This is a genomic window from Sorangium sp. So ce145 (assembly GCF_051525985.1).
Classification (GTDB): domain Bacteria; phylum Myxococcota_A; class Polyangia; order Polyangiales; family Polyangiaceae; genus Sorangium; species Sorangium cellulosum_B.
Window position 1 is genome coordinate 4,470,121 of sequence record NZ_CP150315.1, and the last position, 19,312, is coordinate 4,489,432.

The window sequence follows — 19,312 nt, forward strand, 5'->3', positions numbered from 1 at the left end:
CGCATGCCTGAGCATTCTTACGAGCCACGTGGAGAGAGCACAGTGAAGAGCCAAATCGAAGCGCTGCTGCGCGAGTACCAGTCCGGGCTGCTGTCGGAGGCGGAGCTCAGGGCGCGCTACGCGCAGCTCGTCGCCAGCGGCAGCGACGGCGCGCCGGCGCGCCCCGCGGACAGGGCCGGCGCGACGCAGACCGTCCGGCGTCGGAGGGTGGTCCTCGACGGCCCCGGCTCGATCGAGGACATCCGGGTCGTCGAGGACGAGGTCGGCGCGCCGGAGGAGCACGCGATCCACGTCGACACCGTGGCGATCTCGCTCAACTTCGGCGACCTGCTGTGCGTGCAGGGGCTCTATCCCACGATGCCCGCGTACCCGTTCACGCCCGGCTTCGAGGCGTCGGGGATCGTCCGGGCGGTCGGCAGCAAGGTGACCCGCTTCGCGGTCGGCGACGAGGTGATCGTCTCCGCGAGCGTCCGGCTCGGGATTCAATCCACCCTGATCGTGGCGGACGAGTCGCAGCTCGTCGCGAAGCCTGCGCGGCTGTCCTTCGAAGAGGCGGCCTCGTTCCTGACGGTGGGGCTCACGATCGTCGAGGCGTTCCGCCGGCTGCGGCTGGCCAAGGGGGAGACGATCCTCATCCAGAGCGCCACCGGCGGCACCGGGCTCGTGGCCGTGCAGCTCGCGCAGCGCGCCGGCGCGACGATCATCGCGACCGCCAGCTCCGACGAGAAGCTCCGCTACCTGACCGCGATGGGGGTGCCCCACGTCATCGACTACGTCCGCCGCGACTTCGAGGCCGAGGTCATGGCGATCACGAAGGGGAAGGGGGTGGACGCGGTCATCAACACGCTCGCGGGCGAAGCCATCCAGAAGGGGATCAACTGCCTGAGCCCGCGGGGGCGCTACGTCGAGATCGCGATGACCGGGCTCAAATCGGCCCGGAGCATCGATCTCAGCAGGATGTCGAACAACCAGAGTTTCCACAGCCTCGATCTGCGGAAGCTCTTGCTCGACGTCCCCGAGCACGCCGCGGACCTCGGCGAGGAGCTCTTCTCGCTCGTCGAGCGGGGGGAGCTCCGGATCGTGGTCGGCAAGACGTTCGACTTCGACGCCATCGGCGACGCGTACCGGTACCTCGCGGACCGCCGGAACATCGGCAAGGTGGTCGTCACCGTGCCTGGGCCGAAGACGGCGAGCGTGCGCCGGGAGGCGCCAATGCGCGCGCGGCCGGCGGCGCGCCCCGCGGACAGGGCCGGCGCGCGCGGCGAGCAGCCGATCGCGATCGTCGGGATGTCGGGGCGCTTCGGCGCCGCGAAGGACATCGACGAGCTCTGGCGATGCGTCGTGGAGATGAGGGGCCTGATCACCCAGCTGCCCGAAGGGCGGAAGCGTCTGTTCCAATCGCTGGAGCTCCCGGCGGCGCAGCGCGGAGTCGAGATGGACCCGTGGGGGAGCTACCTCGACGACATCGAGTGCTTCGATCCGCTCTTCTTCAGCATCTCGGGCCAGGAGGCGCAGCACATGGACCCGCAGCAGCGGATCTTCCTGCAGGAGAGCTGGAAGGCGCTGGAGGACGCGGGGCTGACGCTGGCGCGCCTCGACGGAAGCCGCACCGGGGTCGTCGCCGGCGTCGTCGACGGCAAGTACGCGAGCTACATCGAGGAGGACAAGGTCGGCCACTCGTTCTGGGGTACGGCGGGCTCGATCCTGCCGGCGCGGATCGCCTATTTCCTCAACCTGAAGGGGCCGGCGATCGCGATCGACACCGCGTGCTCGAGCTCGCTCGTCGCGGTCCACATCGGCTGCCAGAGCCTGTGGAGCCGCGAGACGGACGTGATCCTCGCGGGCGGCGCGTTCATCCAGGCCACGCCGCACTTCGGCGTCGCCGCCGGCCGCGCGCAGATGCTGTCCGCCGACGGCAAGTGCTTCACGTTCGACGACCGCGCGAACGGCATGGTCTCGGGCGAAGCCGTCGCGGTCTTGGTCCTCGAGCGGCTGGACGACGCGATCGCGAACGGCGACCGCATCCACGGCGTCATCGTCGGCAGCGGCATCAACCAGGACGGCGCTACGAACGGGATCACGGCGCCGAGCGCCGCGTCACAGCGTCAGCTCGAGCTCGATGTCTACAATCGCTTCGGGATCGATCCCGGCGTGATTCAGTACGTCGAGGCGCACGGGACGGGGACGAAGCTGGGCGATCCGATCGAGGTGCGCGCGCTCACCGAGGCGTTCCAGCGGTTCACCGATCGGCGCCGGTTCTGCGCGATCGGCTCGGTCAAGCCGAACGTCGGGCACACGGTGACGGTCGCGGGGGTCACCGGCGTCATCAACGTGCTGCTCGCGCTGAGGCACCGCCTCCTGCCTGGCCTTCTCAACTACGGCATCCCGAACCGTCACATCGATTTCGAGAACAGCCCGTTCTACGTCAACACGAGCGCTGTCCCGTGGGTCGTGGAGGGCGGAAAGCGCCGCCGGGCCGCGGTCAGCTCGTTCGGCTTCAGCGGGACGAACGCGCACGTCGTGATCGAGGAGTATGTCCCGCCGTCGCGCGACGGGCACGGCACCGCCGATGACGGGCCATCGCTGCTCCCGATCTCGGCGAGGACCGGCGATCAGCTCCTCCAGTATGTGTCGGATGTCCTCGCGCACGTGAACGCGCTGTCCGCGGCGGAGGCCGACAGGACCACCCGGCACGAGCGGTTGGCCGACCTGGCCTACACGTTCCAGGTGGGGCGCGAGGCGTTCGAGCACCGGCTCGCCGTCATCGCCGACAACCTGGAGTCGCTTGCGAGCCGGCTGAGCGACGTCGTGGCGGGCAAGGAGCGGGTCGAGGGGTGCTTTCGCGGCAAGGTGAAGAAGGCCAAGGCGCCCGAGCGTGCCTCCGGTTCGGACGGGGGCGACGGCGCCGTTGGCGCGCCCGGCGATGCGCTGCGCCGGCTGGCGGAGCGGTGGGTCGAGGGATACGCCGTGGACTGGAGCTCGCTCCACGCGGGCGCGCGGCGGTCCAAGGTGAGCGCGCCGACGTACCCGTTCGCGCGCGACCGGTACTGGAGCGAGGCGACGCCGCGGGCTGCGAGCCGCGAAGAGGCGGGCGACCGCCGCGCGCGGGGCGCAGGGCCGCAGCGGCACGCGGGGGAGCGGGCGCGGGTCGAGATGGCTCCGGCGGAGGCGGCGACCGCGCGTCGCGCGTCCGTGGAGGCGGCAGTGGAGGGGAGCGGAGGCGGCCAGGCGCTGCGGCTGGTGCCGGTATGGGAGCCGGTGGAAGCGCGAGCGGTGGGGCGTGTGGAGGCGCCGCGGGGCGCGGTGTGGGTGGTGGGTGGGAACGAGGAGCAGCGAGCGCTGCTGGGCGCGTCGTGGCTGCCGGTGGCGGGAGGGCACGAGGCGAGCGTCGAGCAGCTGGCGGAGCAGCTCGGCGCGGGCGGCGAGGTGGGGGAGGTGGTGTGGATCGCGCCGCGGAGCCGGTACACGGCGATCGAGGGCGAGAGCGTGCTGGAAGAGCAGCGGGCGGGGGTGGAGAGCTGCTTCCGGCTGGTGAAGGCGCTGCTGGCGCGGGGCTACGGGTCGAGGGAGCTGGCGCTGACGGCGGTGACGGTCAGGGCGCAAGCGGTGAGGAAGGGAGAGGAGATCGACCCGACGCACGCGAGCGTGCACGGTCTTTTGGGCACGGTTGCGAAGGAGTACCCGAGGTGGAAGGTCCGTGTGGCGGATCTGGAGGGCGAGCGGGGAGCGGGCTGGTCGGAGGTGCTGACGCTCGCGCCCGCGGGCGAGGGCGACGCGTGGGCGAACCGAGGGGGTGAGTGGTTCCGGCAGACGCTGCTGCCGTGCGAGGTGTCGCCGTCGAGCGGAGGCCGAGGCTACCGCGAGGGCGGTGTGTACGTGGTGATCGGGGGAGGGGGCGGGATCGGCGAGGTGCTGAGCGAGCACCTGATCCGCCGTTACCGGGCGCAGGTGGTGTGGATAGGCCGGCGGGGGGCGACGGAGGAGCTGGAGTCGAAGCGAAAGCGGCTCGGGGAGCTTGGGCCGAGGCCTGAGTACGAGCAGGCGGATGCGGCGGACCGTGAGGCGCTGGAGCAGGCGTACGCGAGGATCAAGGCGCGGCACGGAGCGATTCACGGGGTGGTGCACTCGGCGGTGGGGACGTTCGACAAGAGCGTGGCGAACACGACGCCGGAGCAGTTCGCGGAGGTGCTGAGGGCGAAGGTGGATGTGAGCGTGCGGCTGGCGCAGGTCTTCGGGAACGAGCCGCTCGACTTCGCGATGTTCTTCTCGAGCCTCAACGCCTTCGCCAAGGGCGCGGGCAAGTGTGGCTATTCGGCCGGCAGCACGTTCGAGGACGCGTACGCGCACCAGCTCGGCAAGAGCCGGCCGTTCGCGGTGAAGACGATGAACTGGGGCTGGTGGGGCGAGGTCGGCTCCGCCGGCGTCGTGCCGCAGTCGTACAAGAACCGCATCGCGCTCGCGGGGATCGGCGTGATCGACGCCGAGGACGCCATGAGCGCGCTCGAGGCGCTCCTCGCCGGCCCGTTCGATCAGCTCGGGCTGACCAAGACCACAGGGGCGCAAGCCCTCGGTCCGAGCGCGCCGGCGACGGACCCCGCGCGGCCGGAGGACCGGCTGCCGCCGGCGATCGCCGCTCGGGGCGAGCCGGAGCGCCTGCCTGCCGAACGCGCGCGCCACGGCGTCGAGGCGGAGGCGGCCGCGCCGGACGAGCAGCTCGACGAGTCGCTCCTCCGCGCCAAGAGCGTGGCGTACCTGCGCGCGTTGGTCAGCCGGACGCTGAGGGTCAACGCGGCGCTCATCGACGTGACGGAGCCGCTAGAGCGCTACGGGATCGACTCGATCCTGGTCATGCAGCTGATCGACGCGCTGAAGGAGGCCATCCCGGACGTCGGCAGCACGCTGTTCTTCGAGCACCAGACGATCGACGCGCTCGCCGATCACCTGGTGAGCACGCACCGCGAGGCGATGCGCCAGCTGACCGGGCTCACGTCGTCCGCGGCCGCGTCAGCTGCCGAGGGGCCTCGAGCGGCGCACGGCGCCGAGGGGCCTGCGCCTCCGAGCCTGGCGAGCGCGCGCAGCGCGCCGCGCGCGAACGGCTCGCCGGCGGCCGGACCGGCGCGCGACGCCCTCGACGACCGCAGGATCGCGATCATCGGCCTGAGCGGGCGGTACCCGCAGGCGCGCACCGTCGATGAGTACTGGGAGAACCTGAAGGCGGGCAAGGACAGCGTCGTCGAGATACCGCCCGAGCGATGGTCGCTGGACGGCTTCTATTGCGATGACGTCGAGGAGGCGGTTACCCGGGGCAAGAGCTATTGCCGGTGGGGCGGCTTCCTCGACGGGTTCACCGAGTTCGATCCGCTCTTCTTCCACATCTCACCGCTCGAGGCGGAGGGGATCGATCCCCAAGAGCGGCTGTTCATGCAGGCGAGCTGGGACGTGCTCGAGGACGCGGGATACACCCGCGAGTCGCTCGCGCGCCGGCACGGCGGGCGGGTCGGCGTGTTCGCCGGGATCACGCGGGGCGGCTTCGAGCTCCACGGCCCCGGGCTCTGGCAGCGCGGCATCGCGGCGTTTCCTCGCACATCGTTCAGCTCGGTGGCCAACCGGGTCTCGTACTTCCTGAACCTGCACGGCCCGAGCATGCCGGTCGACACGATGTGCTCCTCGTCGCTGACGGCGATCCACGAGGCGTGTGAGCACCTCCTCCGCGACGAGTGCGAGCTCGCGATCGCTGGCGGCGTGAACCTGTACGTGCACCCGAGCTCGTACGTGATGCTTTGCCTGGGCAGGATGCTCTCGCCGCGAGGGCGGTGCAGGAGCTTCGGGGTCGACGGAGACGGGATGGTGCCCGGCGAGGGGGTGGGCACGGTGCTGCTCAAGCGCCTGTCGCGCGCGGAGGCCGACGGCGACCACATCTACGGAGTCATCCTCGGCACGAGCATCAACCACGGCGGCAAGACGAACGGGTACACCGTGCCGAACCCGGCGGCGCACAAGGCGCTGATCCTGAGCGCGCTCGGCAAGGCGGGGGTCGACGCCCGCGCAGTGAGCTACGTCGAGGCGCACGGGACGGGGACGGAGCTGGGCGATCCGATCGAGATCGCCGGGCTGACGCAGGCGTTCCGCGCGTCGACGCCAGACGTGCAGTTCTGCGCGATCGCGTCGGCGAAGTCGAACATCGGCCACTGCGAGGCGGCGGCGGGGATCGCGGGGCTGACGAAGGTGCTCCTGCAGATGAAGCACGGCCAGATCGCGCCGAGCCTGCACGTCGACGAGCTGAACCCGCACATCGCGTTCGAGAAGACGCCCTTCGTCGTGCAGCGGCGGCTCGGCGAGTGGAAGCGCCCGACGCTCACGGTGGGCGGCCGCTCCGTGGAGGCGCCGCGGATCGCCGGGATCTCGTCCTTCGGCGCCGGCGGCGCGAACGCGCACGTGATCGTCGCGGAGTACGTCGACGAGCGCGCGGCCCTCGGAAGGGCGAGCGCGGCGTCACCCGCGCCGGTCGCCGTCGTCCTGTCCGCCCGGACCGAGGCGCAGCTCGAGGCGAGGGCCGCGCAGCTCCTCGCCGCCGTGCGCAGCAGCGAGTACGGCGACGCCGAGCTCCCCGACATCGCGTACACGCTGCAGGTGGGGCGCGAGGCGATGGACCACCGCCTCGCGTTCACGGCGGCGTCGGTGAGGGAGCTGTGCGGCAAGCTCGCCCGCTTCGTCGCGGGGGGCGAGCCGAGCGAGGATATCCATCGCGGCGAGATCAAGCGCGCCAAGGACGGGATATCGCTCTTCGCCGAGGACGAGGACCTGCGGCGCGCGGTCGACGCTTGGATCGGCAAGAAGAAGTACGGCCGGCTGCTCGAGCTGTGGGTCAGGGGGCTCTCCATCGACTGGACGAGGCTTCACGAGGGCGGCGCGCCGAGGCGGGTCCCGCTCCCCACGTACCCGTTCGCGCGGGACCGCTACTGGCCCGCGGGCGGCGCGATGGGCGCCGCTTCGGCCCTCCAGGCGAGCGACGGCGCCGTCGCGGCGCTGCACCCGCTCCTTCATCGAAATACGTCGGACTTCGCGGGGCAGCGCTTCACGAGCGAGCTCACGGGGAGCGAGTTCTTCCTGAAGGAGCACGTCGTCCAGGGGAGGGGCGTGCTCCCGGGGGCTGCGTACCTCGAGATGGTGCGCGCGGCGCTCGAGCTCTCGAGCGGGGACGGCGCGGGCGACGTCGCGCTCCACGACGTCGCGTGGCTCCAGCCGTTCACGGTCGTGGACGGGCGGTCGGCGCTTCACGTCTCGCTCGATGTGCCGGACGAGCATGGCGCGTCGCGGTTCGAGGTGTACAGCGAGGGCGAAGGGGGCTCGGAGATCGTCCATTGCCGCGGCGAGGCGGCGCTCGTCGAGAAGAGCGCGCCGCAGCGCCTCGACCTCGGCGAGCTGCGCGCGCGCTGCGCGGCCGGCGAGGTGGACGGCGCCGGGTGCTACGAGGCGTTCGACGCGGCCGGCATCGCGTACGGGGCTGCGTTCCGCGTGCTTCGGCGCGCTCACCTCGGCGCGCGCGAGGCGCTCGTCGAGCTCGAGCTCCCCGAGGAGCAGCGAGCGTCGTCGGCGTTCGTGATCCATCCGAGCGTCCTCGACGGGGCGCTCCAGGGGACCGCCTGTGTGAGCATGGGCGAGCCGGAGGGGCCCGGGGCAGCGGGATCGGCGCCGAAGGCAGCGCTCCTGTTCTCGGTGCGCGACGTCGACGTCGTTCGGGCCAGCGCGCCGCGGATGTGGGCGTGGATCCGCGTGAGCGCGGCCAGCACCGAGCGCGTGCGGCAGTTCGACATCGACGTGTGCGACGAGGAGGGCGTCGTCTGCGCGCGCCTGTCCGGCGTGAGCGCGCGTGTACACGACGGCGCCCCGGCGCGTCGCGCGTCCGTGGAGGCGGCAGTGGAGGGGAGCGGAGGCGGCCAGGCGCTGCGGCTGGTGCCGGTATGGGAGCCGGTGGAAGCGCGAGCGGTGGGGCGTGTGGAGGCGCCGCGGGGCGCGGTGTGGGTGGTGGGTGGGAACGAGGAGCAGCGAGCGCTGCTGGGCGCGTCGTGGCTGCCGGTGGCGGGAGGGCACGAGGCGAGCGTCGAGCAGCTGGCGGAGCAGCTCGGCGCGGGCGGCGAGGTGGGGGAGGTTGTGTGGATCGCGCCGCGGAGCCGGTACACGGCGATCGAGGGCGAGAGCGTGCTGGAGGAGCAGCGGGCGGGAGTGGAGAGCTGCTTCCGGCTGGTGAAGGCGCTGCTGGCGCGGGGCTACGGGTCGAAGGAGCTGGCGCTGACGGCGGTGACGGTCCGGGCGCAAGCGGTGAGGAAGGGAGAGGAGATCGACCCGACGCACGCGAGCGTGCACGGTCTTTTGGGCACGGTTGCGAAGGAGTACCCGAGGTGGAAGGTCCGTGTGGCGGATCTGGAGGGCGAGCGGGGAGCGGGCTGGTCGGAGGTGCTGACGCTCGCGCCCGCGGGCGAGGGCGACGCGTGGGCGAACCGAGGGGGTGAGTGGTTCCGGCAGACGCTGCTGCCGTGCGAGGTGTCGCCGTCGGGCGGAGGCCGAGGCTACCGCGAGGGCGGAGTGTACGTGGTGATCGGGGGAGGGGGCGGGATCGGCGAGGTGCTGAGCGAGCACCTGATCCGCCGTTACCGGGCGCAGGTGGTGTGGATAGGCCGGCGGGGGGCGACGGAGGAGCTGGAGTCGAAGCGAAAGCGGCTCGGGGAGCTTGGGCCGAGGCCTGAGTACGAGCAGGCGGATGCGGCGGACCGTGAGGCGCTGGAGCAGGCGTACGCGAGGATCAAGGCGCGGCACGGAGCGATTCACGGGGTGGTGCACTCGGCGGTGGGGACGTTCGACAAGAGCGTGGCGAACACGACGCCGGAGCAGTTCGCGGAGGTGCTGAGGGCGAAGGTGGATGTGAGCGTGCGGCTGGCGCAGGTCTTCGGGAACGAGCCGCTCGACTTCGCGATGTTCTTCTCAGGGATGAACTCGTTCTCGAAGGACGCGGGCAAGTGCGGCTATTCGGCCGGCGGCACGTTCGAGGACGCGTACGCGCACCAGCTCGGCAAGAGCCGGCCGTTCGCGGTGAAGACGATGAACTGGGGCTGGTGGGGCGAGGTCGGCGCCGCCGGCGTCGTGCCGCAGTCGTACAAGAACCGCATGGCGCTCGCGGGGATCAGCGCGATCGGCGCCGAGGACGCGGCGAGCGCGCTCGAGGCGCTCCTCGCCGGCCCGTTCGATCAGCTCGGGCTGATGAAGTTCGAGAAGCTCGGGCTGAACAAGGTGGCGCGCGCGGGCACGTCGGGCTCGGTCGAGGCGGAGACGCCGTGGCTCGTGGCTCCCCCGCCGCGGGATCCGTCCGTGATCGGCGCCATGTCGCTCCGCGAGGCGCCGCCGCCGGCCCTGGACGCGGACCGCGCCTCGCGGAGGATGTTCGAGCAGCTCGACGAGCACCTGCGCGAGATCCTCTCGATCCATCTGCGCGATCTCGGCCTGCTGGACGAGGGAGGAGCGTCGCTCGTCGAGAAGAGCAGGGCCATCGGCATGCCGCCTCTCTACGACCGGTGGCTCCGCGAGAGCCTCCGGCTCCTCCGCGCTCGCGGCGCGGCGCGGAGCGACGTCGACGCCGCGCAGGCATGGCGGCGCTGGGAGCAGGAGAAGGTGGCGTGGTCGGCCGAGCCCAACCTCCGCGCCCAGGTGCGCCTGGTCGAGGCCACGCTGCGCGCGCTGCCGCGGATCCTCACCGGCGCGATCCCCGCGACCGAGGTGATCTTCCCGCGCTCGTCGATGGCGCTGGTCGAGGACGTCTACAAGAACAACGGCCCGGCCGACTACTTCAACGCGGCGCTCGCCGATCAGGTGCTCGCCTTCGTCGGCGCCCGGATCGCGCGGGACCCCGCGGCGCGCATCCGGATCGTCGAGATCGGCGCCGGCACCGGGAGCGCCAGCGCCCACGTGTTCGAGAGGCTGTGGAGCCGACGCGAGCACGTCGAGGTGTACCGCTACACGGATCTGTCGAAGGCGTTCCTGTTCCACGCCCAGGAGCACTACGCCACGCGCGCGCCGTACCTGAAGTGCCAGATCTTCGACGTCGAGCGCGACCCGTCGGAGCAGTCGATCGAGATCGGCACCTACGACGTCGCGATCGCCGCGAACGTGCTCCACGCGACGAGGAACGTGCGCCGGACGCTGCGCAACGTGAAGGCGATGCTGAAGCCGAACGGCGTCCTCGTGCTGAACGAGATCACCAGCCACGCGCTCCTCGTGCACCTGACGTTCGGGTTGCTCGAGGGCTGGTGGCGGTACGAGGACGACGCGCTGCGGATGCCCGGCACGCCGGGGCTGAGCGCGCAAACCTGGCGACGCGTGCTGGAGGACGAGGGCTTCCGCTCGGTGCTCTTTCCGACCGAGCGCGCCGCGGAGATCGGGCAGCAGGTGATCGCCGCCGAGAGCGACGGCATCGTCCGTCGGCCGCGGCCCCCGGAGCCGATGCCGGCAGCGCAGCCCCTGCCGGCGGCGCAGCCCCCCCGGAGCCCGGCGCGCTCCGGCGCGGAGATCGCGGAGTCACGGCGCGCTCGGCCGACCGAGCGCGCCGCGACGCCCGCGGTCGACGCCACGCCGCCGGCGGCCGGAGGGCGCGAACAGCTCCTCCGCGAGAGGACCGTCGCGCACCTCCTTGGCCTCGTCGGGAAGGCGCTGAAGATCGACGTCGCGCAGCTCGACCCGGCGGAGTCGCTCGAGAGCTACGGGATCGACTCGATCCTGGTCGTGCAGCTCACCGACGCGCTGAAGGAGGCCATCCCGGACATCAGCAGCACGCTGTTCTTCGAGCACCAGACGATCAACGCGCTCGTCGACCACCTCCTGCGAACGAAGCGGGACGTGCTGCGCCGCCTCACGGGCGTCGGCGACGCCGCGGCGGCCGCGCCGTCGACGACGGCGCCCGCGTCGTCGGTCGCGGCGCCGCCGGTGCGCGCGGGGCGGCGCGCCGGCGCGCGCGTCCGGCCGAGCGTGTCGCGCGGAGGGCGCGTCGAGACGGCGGCGGCCGAGCGCGCGGCGGACGATCGCAGGATCGCGATCATCGGCCTGAGCGGGCGGTACCCGCAGGCGCGCACCATCGACGAGTACTGGGAGAACCTGAAGGCGGGCAAGGACAGCGTCGTCGAGATACCGCCCGAGCGGTGGGCGATCGAGGGATTCTACTGCGAGGACCCGCGCGCCGCGGTGGAGGCTGGCAAGAGCTACTGCCGCTGGGGCGGCTTCCTCGACGGGTTCGCCGAGTTCGACCCGATGTTCTTCAACATCTCGCCGCTCGAGGCGGAGGGGATCGACCCCCAGGAGCGGCTGTTCATGCAGGCGAGCTGGGACGTGCTCGAGGACGCGGGGTACACGCGCGAGTCGCTCGCGCGCCGGCACGGCGGGCGGGTCGGCGTCTTCGCCGGCATCACGAAGACGGGGTTCGATCTGTACGGCCCGGAGCTCTGGCGGCGAGGGGCTGCCGCGTTCCCGCACACGTCGTTCAGCTCGGTGGCCAACCGGGTCTCGTATTTCTTGAACATCCGCGGCCCGAGCATGCCGATCGACACGATGTGCTCGTCGTCGCTGACGGCGATCCACGAGGCGTGCGAGCACCTCCTCCGCGGCGAGTGCGAGCTCGCGATCGCCGGCGGCGTGAACCTGTACCTGCACCCGAGCAGCTACGTGCTCCTGTGCATGGCGGGGATGCTCTCCAAGCAGGGGCGCAGCAGGAGCTTCGGCCGCGGGGCCGACGGGATGGTGCCCGGGGAGGCGGTGGGCGCGGTGCTGCTCAAGCCCCTGTCGCGCGCGGAGGCCGACGGCGACCCCATCTATGGCGTGATCCTCGGCACGAGCATCAACCACGGCGGCAAGACGAACGGCTATCTCGTGCCGAACCCTGCGGCGCACCGGGAGCTCATCCTGAGCGCGCTCGCCAGGGCGGGGGTCGACGCCCGCGCGGTGAGCTACGTCGAGGCGCACGGGACGGGGACGGAGCTGGGCGATCCGATCGAGATCGCCGGGCTGACGCAGGCGTTCCGCGCGTCGACGCCGGACGTGCAGTTCTGCGCGATCGCGTCGGCGAAGTCGAACATCGGCCACTGCGAGGCGGCGGCGGGGATCGCGGGGCTGACGAAGGTGCTCCTGCAGATGAAGCACGGCCAGATCGCGCCGAGCCTGCACGTCGAGGAGCTGAACCCGCACATCGCGTTCGAGGAGACGCCCTTCGTGGTGCAGCGGCGGCTCGGCGAGTGGAAGCGCCCGACGCTCACGGTGGGCGGCCGCTCCGTGGAAGCGCCGCGGATCGCCGGGATCTCGTCCTTCGGCGCCGGCGGCGCGAACGCGCACGTGATCGTCGCGGAGTATGCCCAGGCGGAGCGTCGAGACCGCGACGCGAACGCGCCCGCCGCCGCCCCGGTGCTCATCGCGCTGAGCGCGAAATCGAGCGACGCCGTGGTCGAGCGCGCGCGCGATCTCGTCGCCGCCATCCGCTCGCGCGGGCTCACCGACGCGGACCTGCGCGACGTCGCGTACACGCTGCAGGTGGGGCGCGAGGCCATGGATGAGCGCCTCGCGGTGATCGTCGGCAGCGTCGCGGATCTCGAGGAGAAGCTGCGCGCGTTCGTCGCGGGATCGGCGGCGCCGGGCGAGGTGATCCGCGGACGAGCGCGGCTCGAGAAGGACGCGCTCGGCGTCGTCGCGCACGACGACGACTTCGAGGAGACGATCGGCAAGTGGATCCAGCGCGGCAAGCTGCGGAAGCTCGCCGAGCTCTGGGGGCGCGGCCTCGATCTGGACTGGGAGCGGCTCTACGGCGAGCGCAAGCCGCGGCGAATCAGCTTGCCTGCGTACCCGTTCGCGCGGGAGCGGCACTGGCTGCCGCTGGGCGAGGGAGCCGTGACCGCGGCGGCGCCGGCGGTCGAGGCGTCGCCCGAGGCCGCGGCGGTCGTGGAGTACGAGGAGGTGTGGGAGCGGCTCGGAAGGGAGGAGCGCGCCGCGGGCGAGCCGGGGCTGCGCTGGCTGGTGGTCGGAGGGGACGAGCCCTGGCGGGCGTCGGTGGTGGAGGCCCTGGGCAGGCACGAGCCCGGGTGCGAGGCGATCGGGGTGAGCGTGGGGGGCGCGTTCGGGTGGGACGGCGGCGCGCGGAGCGCGGTGCCGGAGGCGAGCGAGGCGTGGTTCCTGTCGCTGTTCGAGGAGATGGAGAGGCGAGACGCCGCGCGGGGAAGCGCGGGTCGAGCGCTCGGTGTGGTGTACGCGTGGGGCCGAGAGCTGGAGCGGCTGCAGGGCGTGCACGGTCTGCTTCGAGGGGCGCGCGGCAGCGGCGCGCCGCTGCGTCGCCTGGTGCTGACGGGTCGTGTTGCCGACGGCGAGGTGAGCGGGTGCTACGACGCGTCGCTGATCGGGGTGGAGCGCTCGGCGGCCTTTGCGCTGCCGGAGCTGAGTGTGGGGGTGGTGCTCGGGGGCGCGGAGGGTGTCGAGGCCGACGCGGTGGCGCGTGAGGCGTGGATGGCGGGGGTGATCCGCTGCGAGGCGGCAGAGCGATACCGCCTGGGGGTCCGGCGCGCGTCGTCGAGCGGCGCGGCGCAGGCGCAGCTCCGGGACGGCGGCGTGTACGTGATCACGGGCGGGGCTGGAGGTCTGGGCCAGGTGTTCGGCGAGCACCTGGCGCGGCGCTGCGCGGGTCGGATAGCGCTGGTGGGACGGCGGAGGCGAGACGAGCGCATCGAGGCGCAGCTAGGGCGGCTGCGCGAGGCGGGTGCGACGGAGGCCGAGTACTTCGAGGCGGACGTGGCGGACGCGGCGCAGATGAGCGGGGCGGTGGCTGCCATCGAGGCGAGGTGGGGAGCGATCCACGGGGTGCTGCACGCGGCGGGGGTTGAGTCGAGCGGCGCGGTGGTGGACAGGAGCTGGGAGCAGGTGGCGGCGGTCGCGCGGCCGAAGGTGGAGGGGACGCGCGTGATCGACGAGGTGACGGCGCGGCAGCCGCTGGACTTCATGTGCCTGTTCTCGTCGACGGCGGCGGTGCTGGGGGACGGCGGGTCGTGCGACTACGCGACCGCGAACCGCTTCCAGGTGGCGTACGCGCAGCACCGCGAGCAGCTGCGGAGGCGCGGGGAGCGGAGCGGGGCGACGGTGGCGGTGTGCTGGCCGCTGTGGCGCGACGGGGGGATGGGAGCGGTGGGCTCCGAGGGGATCGAGATGTACCTGCGGACCAGCGGCCAGCGCTATCTGGAGCGCGCCGAAGGGTTGGCGGCGTGGGAGCGGGCGATGGGCGCGGGGGTGAGCCCGCGGCTCGTGCTGGCGGGGCAGCCGCGGCGCGTGCACGGCTTCCTCTCGCGCATCTACGCGGGCACCAGCGCGGCCCTCCGCTCGCCGCCGAGCGCGGAAGGGGGCGTCGGTGCGTCGATCGCTCGACGAGAGCAGCGGGGCGCCAGCGCTGCGGCCGCGCCGCTGGCCGCCGCTGCGCCTGGGTCGGCCGCCCGGTCGCCGGCGACGCTGCGGGAGCGGGTCGCCGCCGAGGTGAAGGCGCGCGTCGAGGGGGCGCTGAAGCTCCCCGCGGGGCGCCTGGACGAGGACGCGAGCTTCGCCGATATCGGCCTCGACTCGATCGGCCTGGCGCAGCTCGCGCGGCTCCTCACGAGGCATTTCGGCTTCGAGGTGATGCCGAACGTCTTCTTCAGCTACAGCACGATCGAGAAGCTCGCCGCGCACCTCGTCGAGCAACACCGCGACGCGATCGAGGCGGCGTATCAGCGCGCCGACGCGCCCCTTGCGCCCGCGGAGCCGCGCCAGGCGGACGACCGCCGCGGCGCGGCGATCGCGCGCGCCCCGCTCGTGAACGGCGCGCATCATGCCGCGCGACCCGACGTCCCGCGCGAGGGCCCGCGTCGCCTGGGCGCGCGCGTGTCGCCTTCGGTGCAGGAGCCGGTGGCGATCATCGGGATGTCGGTGCGCGCCGCGGGGGCAGACGACGTCGACGATCTGTGGGAGCTGCTCCTGAAGGGCCACAAGCAGATTCAGGAGGTGCCGCAGGAACGCTGGGACTGGCGGCCCTACTACAGCGGTCCTGGCGCGACGGACAATCGGATCGCCAGCAACAGGGGCGCGTTCCTCCGCGGGCTCGACCACTTCGACCCGCTGTTCTTCGAGATCTCGCCGCGCGAGGCAGAGTGGATGGAGCCGCGCCAGCGGCTGATGCTCCAGGAGGCGTGGCGCGCGTTCGAGGACGCGGGGTACGCGGGCGAGCGGCTGCGCGGGACCGATTGCGGCGTCTTCATCGGCGTGGAGGAGGCCCTCCCCGCGCCGGACGCGGCGCCGGGGCCCGCGACGAGCGCTCACAACGGGATCCTGGCCGCGCGGATCTCGTACGTGCTCGACCTGCGCGGGCCCAACCTGGCGCTCAATACGGCGTGCTCTTCCGGGCTCGTCGCGGTGCACACGGCCTGCCAGAGCCTGCTGCACGGCGAGTGCTCGATGGCGCTCGCCGGGGGGGTGAACGTGCTCACGTCGCCGGCGACGTACGTGGCCCTGACCCGGAGCGGCATGCTCTCGGCCGAGGGCGAGTGCTACGCGTTCGACGAGCGGGCCAGCGGCATGGTCCCGGGCGAAGCGGTGGCGGCGGTGGTGCTGAAGCGCCTGTCGCAGGCCGTGGCGGACGGCGACCCGATCCACGCCGTGATCAGGGCGACCGGCGTCAACTACGACGGCAGGACGAACGGGATCACGGCGCCGAGCGGCCTCTCGCAGCAGCGCCTCATCGAGAGCGTCCTGCGCCGCGCGGAGATCGGCCCGGAGCGAATCCAGTACGTGCTCGGGCACAGCGTGGGCTCCGCGCTCGGCGATCCCATCGAGGCGCAGGCGCTGCGCGACGCGTTCGACCAGCGGACCGAGGGGCGCCGGCCCTTCGCCCTCGGATCGATCAAGCCGGTGATCGGACACACCTTCGCCGCGTCCGGGGTCGTCAGCCTGATCGCGATATGCCTGGCCATGAGACACCGCCAGATCCCCGGCACGTCGAACTATCGCCGGCCGAGCGAGTACATCGATCTCGCGACATGCCCGTTCACCATCAGCGACGTCGCGCGGCCGTGGACGGTGTCGGCGGCCGGCGAACGCCGGTGCGGGATGGTCGGGGCGACGGGCATGAGCGGGACGAACGTCTTCGCCGTCGTCGAGGAGCACGAGCCGGAGCGAGCGAGCGCCCACGCGCCGGGCGCGCTGGGCGCCGCCGCGTCCGGGCGCGCCGTGATCGTCCTGTCGGCGAGGAGCGACGCGGCGCTCCGGTCCTATGCGCGGACCCTCCGGGCGCGCCTCGCGAGCACGCCGCTCTCCGACCTGCACGACGTCGCCTTCACCCTGCAAACCGGGCGTGAGGCGATGCCGTGCCGGCTGGCCCTCGTCGCCTCCTCGGTGAGCGCGGCGATCGAGAAGCTCGACGTCTACGCGAGCGCGTCGGGCGACGAGGGCCTCCAGTCGCGATCGATCTTCACCACCGGCCAGGAGCGCACGATCGCGACGGCGGACCCTTCCCGCGCCGCCGAGCTCGCGGAGGCTTGGGTGCGCGGCGCCGCGGTCGACTGGAGCCAGGTGCACGAGCGAGCGCAATCGAGGCGGGTCTCCCTCCCCGCGTATCCGTTCACGGCCGGCGGCCGCTCGCGCGAGGCGGCGTCCGGGGCGCTCGACCCGATCCTCGAGCTCATCGCGGGGTATTCGAAGCGCCCTATCGACGCCATTGACACAGCGCGGCCGCTCGCCGACCTCGGGATTGACTCGCTCCTCTTGATGAACATGATCGGCGCCCTTGAGGATCGGTATTCCATTCATGTGTCGCTGGAGGACGTGACGAGCTGCGCGTCGATCGCCGCGCTCTGCGCGATGTTGCGCGGCAAGGCCGGGGCGCGCGCCGGCGCAGGGACCCTGCCGAGGAGGTACAAGGAGCTCGAGGTGCTCCAGTCCAAGGGGGACCTGCCGCCCGTCTTCTGGTTCCACGGGTCGCTGGGCACCGTCCAGACGTACCTCGGGTTGTCGCGGGGCCTCGGGCCGACGCTGCCGTTCTACGCGGTCCAGTCGAGGGGGGTGAAGGCGAACGAGGAGCCGATCGACGATCTCTCCGAGATGGCGAAGTACTACGCCGAGATCCTGCTCGCCGCTCGGGGCGGCGCGGGCGCCGCGTTTCAGCTCGGCGGGTACTCGGAAGGCGGCTTGATCGCCTACGAGGTGACACGGCACCTCCAGCGAATGGGTCACGACGTGAGGAGCCTCGTGATGATCGACACGCCGTACCTCCACGGCGGGGTTCATCTCTTGAAGGACGAGGACACGCGGAAGCTGCGCTACGCGATGGTCTACGCCAATATCCTGATGATCAACAAGCTGGGCGGCTTCACCGACATCGGTGCCCTGCCGCTCCAGGGAGCGAGCGCCGAAGACGTCTTGCCTCTCCTCGTCCGGCATGGCCTGGAGAGAGGGTTGCCTTACTCGCCTGACGAGCTGCGCGAGACCATCGAGCGCTTCCACCGCATCGCCGAGGCGAATGAGAGGGCCGCGGAATCCTACGAGATCGCGGATCTGCCGCGGCCTGGCGCCGTCGAGTGCCACTACTTCCAGCGGAGGACGGCCGGCGTGTACTTCGATCCCAGCCGCTTCGCCGGGGCCATGGTGGAGCGGACGAACGATTACTTCCGGGACAAGGGGTGCGCCGAGGCGTGGATGCGGCGCCTGCCGCGCTTCTCCCTGCACCTCACCAGCGCGACCGATCACTTCTCGCTGCTCTCCGAGGCGGATCCGTTCGAGAGGATTCGTGATACGTGTCGCCGCCTCTACGGCGTGAGCGCCGAGGGGACGAAGCCGTTCGCCGGAGCCGCGGCGGGCCGAGCTTCCACATCGCTTAGCGAGGAGATCTCATGAAGGACCTGACACAGGGCTCGATAGCCCGTCACATCGTGACGATGGCGGTGCCCATCGCGGTGGGGATGATCTTCCAGACGCTCTACTACATGATCGATCTGTATTTCGTCGGGGAGCTCGGCGATGTGCCGCTCGCCGGCGTCAGCGCGGCGGGTAACGCGACGTTCCTCGTGCTCGCCCTGACACAGGTCCTCGGCGTCGGCACGGTGGCAATGATATCGCAGGCCGTCGGTCGGAAGGACCGCGACGAGGCCAACGTCGTCTTCAATCAGTCGCTCACCCTGGCCGCGGTCAGCGGCCTGGCCGTGCTCGTCCTAGGGTACCTGACGACGACGCCTTACATGCGCTCGGTCGCCGCCGACGCCGCGACGGTCGAGGCCGGACGCACGTACCTGTTCTGGTTCATGCCCGGCCTTGCGCTCCAGTTCGCGCTCGTCGCCATGGGTTCAGCGCTCCGCGGCACCGGTCTCGTCCAGCCGACGCTCGTCGTTCAGCTCCTCACGATCGTCCTCAACGCCATCCTCGCGCCGATCCTCATCGCGGGGTGGGGGACCCACCGCCCGATGGGGGTCGCCGGGGCGGGTCTCGCGAGCACGCTCTCGCTCGTCGTCGCGGTCATCGCGCTGTGGGCCTATTTCCGGCGGCTCGAGCGCTACGTCGGCGTGTCCGCGCCGCTCCTCCGGCCGCGCCTGCCCATCTGGCGGCAGCTCCTCGCGATCGGGCTCCCGTCGGGAGGCGAGTTCGCGCTCATCTTCGTGTACTCCGCGATCGTCTACTGGACGCTCCGCGAGTTCGGCTCGGCGGCGCAAGCCGGCTACGGAGCCGGCTCGCGCCTCATCCAGGGGCTCATCTTGCCGGCGATGGCGGTCTCCTTCGCGGCGGGGCCCATCGCCGGCCAGAACTTCGGCGCGAAGCTGGCCGACCGCGTGCGGAGCACGTTCAGCATCTCGGCGGCGATCATCAGCGCGCTGATGGTCCTTCTGACGCTGTTCGTCGGCTGGCGCGCCGAGGCCCTGATCGGCAGCTTCGCCAAGAACGCGGACTCCATCGCCGTGGGCGCGCAGTTCCTCCGCTTCGCGTGCTGGAATTTCGTCGCGCAGGGGCTCATCTTCACGTGTTCGAGCATCTTCCAGGGGTTGGGCAACACCACACCGTCGTTGCTCAGCTCCGGCGCGCGACTGGTGACGTTCGCCGTGCCCGCGATCTGGCTGTCCACGCTGCCCGGCTTCCGCATCGAGCTCGTCTGGTACCTGTCGATCGCGAGCACGACGCTCCAGGCGATCGCCAGCGTTCTCTTGCTGCGCGCCGAGTTCAAGCAGCGCTTCGTCCCCGGGTTTGTCGCCAGCGGCGCCGGTCTCGGCGCGAATTCTTGAAAGGAGCACGAGCT

2 protein-coding genes are annotated in these 19,312 nt (G+C 71.8%); both read left to right on the top strand.

The window, feature by feature from the left end:
- Positions 1-42: 42 nt before the first annotated feature.
- Positions 43-17,925: an SDR family NAD(P)-dependent oxidoreductase gene (locus tag WMF34_RS16615; protein WP_437993865.1), complete on the top strand. Its 17,883-nt coding sequence runs from the start codon at positions 43-45 to the stop codon at positions 17,923-17,925.
- Positions 17,922-19,298 carry an MATE family efflux transporter gene (locus WMF34_RS16620; protein WP_012235825.1) on the top strand — a complete coding sequence of 459 codons (1,377 nt, stop codon included), beginning with the start codon at positions 17,922-17,924 and terminating at the stop codon, positions 19,296-19,298. The genes WMF34_RS16615 and WMF34_RS16620 overlap by 4 nt, the downstream gene beginning before the upstream one ends.
- Positions 19,299-19,312: the final 14 nt, after the last annotated feature.

Bases quoted from the DNA above. Each gene is read 5' to 3' on its own strand.
- WMF34_RS16620 (WP_012235825.1), top strand. From the start codon at position 17,922: ATGAAGGACCTGACACAGGGCTCGATAGCCCGTCACATCGTGACGATG.